We start from the raw sequence: 341 nt of genomic DNA, 5'->3' as shown, positions 1-341 counted from the left end.
TTTGCTCTCCTGTAATTAAACTAAATAAATCAATTGTAGCAATACTGGTTTCGCAAATTGTGGTAGCACCATCGGCTCCTGCGTTAGGTTGTGAATTTATTGTTATTGTAGCAAGACTTGTAGCATTTATACAAGGTGCAGCGCCTACTAAAGTATAGGTGAAAGTTGAAGTTGTAGCGCCAACGGCTGGCGTAAAAGTTCCTGCTCCTGCATTGAATACTCCACCTGTTCCTGAAGTGCGTGTCCAAACGCCTCCTGTTTGCTCTCCTGTAATTAAACTAAATAAATCAATTGTAGCAATACTGGTTTCGCAAATTGTAGTAGCACCATCAGTTCCTGCT

Annotated in this window: 1 protein-coding gene; it reads right to left on the bottom strand. The window is 41.1% G+C overall.

Annotation, left to right across the window (positions count from 1 at the left end; all coding sequences use genetic code 11):
* A partial coding sequence (locus ACSVH2_RS14135; protein WP_438093823.1) for a hypothetical protein occupies window positions 1-341 on the bottom strand: 341 nt, incomplete at both ends.

It is taken from the genome of Flavobacterium sp. RSB2_4_14 (assembly GCF_051547085.1).
Lineage (GTDB): Bacteria > Bacteroidota > Bacteroidia > Flavobacteriales > Flavobacteriaceae > Flavobacterium.
This window is presented reverse-complemented; position numbering and strand designations above follow the sequence as displayed.